The organism is Glaciecola punicea, from assembly GCF_001756615.1.
In the GTDB taxonomy this organism is placed as follows: Bacteria; Pseudomonadota; Gammaproteobacteria; order Enterobacterales; family Alteromonadaceae; genus Glaciecola; species Glaciecola punicea.
Genome location: NZ_LZXY01000019.1, coordinates 1 through 2979, shown reverse-complemented (window position 1 = coordinate 2979; position 2979 = coordinate 1). Strand labels below are relative to the sequence as shown.

Annotated in this window: 1 rRNA gene; it reads left to right on the top strand. The window is 50.3% G+C overall.

The annotated features are described in order from the left end of the window. The first annotated feature begins 19 nt into the window (after window positions 1–19). Window positions 20–2922: ribosomal RNA gene (locus BAE46_RS14135) — 23S ribosomal RNA — on the top strand. The last annotated feature ends 57 nt before the right edge of the window (window positions 2923–2979 follow it).

The window sequence follows — 2979 nt, the reverse complement described above, 5'->3', positions numbered from 1 at the left end:
AGTTTTATGAGGGTTGTATGGTTAAGTGACTAAGCGTATACGGTGGATGCCTAGGCAGTTAGAGGCGATGAAGGACGTGTAAGTCTGCGATAAGCATTGGGAAGCTGACAAAACGCGTTATACCCAATGATTTCCGAATGGGGAAACCCAGGTCTTAGGACCTATCATATAGTGAATACATAGCTATATGAAGCAAACGAGGGGAACTGAAACATCTAAGTACCCTTAGGAAGAGAAATCAAACGAGATTCCCCTAGTAGCGGCGAGCGAACGGGGAACAGCCGAATCAGCATGGCGTAGTGGAATGAGTTGGGAAGCTCAGCGATACCGGGTGATAGCCCCGTACACGAAGCGACATGTTGGTCATATTAAGTAGGTCGGGACACGTGTTATCCTGATTGAAGATGGGGGGACCATCCTCCAAGGCTAAATACTCCTAACTGACCGATAGTGAACTAGTACCGTGAGGGAAAGGCGAAAAGAACCCCTGTGAGGGGAGTGAAATAGAACCTGAAACCGTATACGTACAAGCAGTAGGAGCCTTACTCTCTTAGGAGAAATGTGGGGTGACTGCGTACCTTTTGTATAATGGGTCAGCGACTTATATTTAGTAGCAAGGTTAACCGAATAGGGGAGCCGTAGCGAAAGCGAGTGTTAACTGCGCGTTTAGTTGCTAGGTATAGACCCGAAACCCGGTGATCTAGCCATGGGCAGGTTGAAGGTTGAGTAACATCAACTGGAGGACCGAACTCACTGATGTTGAAAAATCAGGAGATGACTTGTGGCTGGGGGTGAAAGGCCAATCAAACCGGGAGATAGCTGGTTCTCCCCGAAATCTATTTAGGTAGAGCCTCGGACGAACACCATTGGGGGTAGAGCACTGTTAAGGCTAGGGGGTCATCCCGACTTACCAACCCTTTGCAAACTCCGAATACCGATGAGTGCTATCCGGGAGACACACGGCGGGTGCTAACGTCCGTCGTGAAGAGGGAAACAACCCAGACCGCCAGCTAAGGTCCCCAAATATTGCTAAGTGGGAAACGATGTGGGAAGGCTAAGACAGCTAGGAGGTTGGCTTAGAAGCAGCCATCCTTTAAAGAAAGCGTAATAGCTCACTAGTCGAGTCGGCCTGCGCGGAAGATGTAACGGGGCTAAGCAATATACCGAAGCTGCGGATTTGACTTTCGAGTCAAGTGGTAGGGGAGCGTTGTGTAAGTGGATGAAGGTGTGCCGGGAGGCATGCTGGACATATCACAAGTGCGAATGCTGACATGAGTAACGATAAGGGGAGTGAAAAACTCCCCCGCCGGAAGACCAAGGTTTCCTGTCCCATGCTAATCAGGGCAGGGTAAGTCGGCCCCTAAGGCGAGGCAGAAATGCGTAGTCGATGGGAAACAGATTAATATTTCTGTACTTATATAGTGAGTGAAGGAGAGACGGAGAAGGCTAGGCAAGCATGGCGTTGGTAGTCCATGTGAAAGTGCGTAGGTTGATGGTTTAGGCAAATCCGGACCATCCTCTTTAATGAGAAGACTAAGACACGAGACGAGACTCCACGGAGTCGAAGTTGTTGATGCCATACTTCCAGGAAAATCTTCTAAGCGTATTGCTATATGAACCGTACCCCAAACCGACACAGGTGGTCAGGTAGAGAATACTAAGGCGCTTGAGAGAACTCGGGTGAAGGAACTCGGCAAAATAGTACCGTAACTTCGGGAGAAGGTACGCCCTTACCTGTGACTAGACTTGCTCTAGAAGCGGGCGAGGGCCGCAGTGACCAGGAGGCTGGGACTGTTTATTAAAAACACAGCACTGTGCTAAATCGAGAGATGACGTATACGGTGTGACACCTGCCCGGTGCCGGAAGGTTAATTGATGGGGTTAGCGTAAGCGAAGCTCTTGATCGAAGCCCCGGTAAACGGCGGCCGTAACTATAACGGTCCTAAGGTAGCGAAATTCCTTGTCGGGTAAGTTCCGACCTGCACGAATGGTGTAACCATGGCCTCGCTGTCTCCACCCGAGACTCAGTGAAATTGAAATTGCAGTGAAGATGCTGTGTACCCGCACCTAGACGGAAAGACCCCGTGAACCTTTACTACAGCTTGGCACTGAACATTGACCCTACATGTGTAGGATAGGTGGGAGACTATGAAACGTTGTCGCTAGATGACGTGGAGTCAACCTTGAAATACCACCCTTGTACGTTTGATGTTCTAACGTTGTCCCGTAATCCGGGATGCGGACAGTGTCTGGTGGGTAGTTTGACTGGGGCGGTCTCCTCCCAAAGTGTAACGGAGGAGCACGAAGGTTGGCTAATCCTGGTCGGACATCAGGAGGTTAGTGCAATGGCATAAGCCAGCTTAACTGCGAGACAGACACGTCGAGCAGGTACGAAAGTAGGTCATAGTGATCCGGTGGTTCTGAATGGAAGGGCCATCGCTCAACGGATAAAAGGTACTCCGGGGATAACAGGCTGATACCGCCCAAGAGTTCATATCGACGGCGGTGTTTGGCACCTCGATGTCGGCTCATCACATCCTGGGGCTGAAGTCGGTCCCAAGGGTATGGCTGTTCGCCATTTAAAGTGGTACGCGAGCTGGGTTTAGAACGTCGTGAGACAGTTCGGTCCCTATCTGGTGTGGGCGTTGGATGATTGATGGGAGCTGCTCCTAGTACGAGAGGACCGGAGTGGACGAACCGCTGGTGTTCGGGTTGTGATGCCAATTGCATTGCCCGGTAGCTACGTTCGGAATCGATAACCGCTGAAAGCATCTAAGCGGGAAGCGAGCCCAAAGATGAGTCATCCCTAGCGATTAAATCGCTTTGAAGGGTTGTCGTAGACTACGACGTTGATAGGCAGGGTGTGGAAGCGTTGTAAGGCGTTAAGCTAACCTGTACTAATTGCCCGTAAGGCTTAACCATACAACACCTCATGAAATTTAGAGGATGGTATAAAGTGTGACAAGTAACACGCTAAGT